At 45.0% G+C, this 220-nt stretch carries 1 pseudogene; it reads left to right on the top strand.

The window, feature by feature from the left end:
• Nucleotides 1-136: 136 nt before the first annotated feature.
• Nucleotides 137-220: pseudogene (locus HMPREF2959_RS12120) on the top strand (IS1595 family transposase); the annotation flags it as partial.

Here is a 220-nt window from a genome sequence, read left to right as displayed (position 1 = left end):
GTCGGGAGGGAAAGGAATTTTGCAAAGGTCTCAAATAGCACGGAACCGATTCACTTGGTGCTCAAGCACCAAGTGAATCGGTTCCGTGCTATTTGTACTGCCTGCGGCTTCGTCGCCTTGTCCTGATTTAAATTTAATCCACTATAAACTCATTGAACTGTTTGTCGCAGGCGTAACTGCAAGAAAGGCAGCAGAGTTAGTAGGCGTTAATAAAAATACC

It is taken from the genome of Neisseria sp. HMSC070F02, assembly GCF_001814225.1.
GTDB classification, from domain to species: Bacteria; Pseudomonadota; Gammaproteobacteria; order Burkholderiales; family Neisseriaceae; genus Neisseria; species Neisseria meningitidis.
Note: the sequence above shows the minus strand (reverse complement) of the source record. Positions and strands in the feature narration are given on the sequence as shown.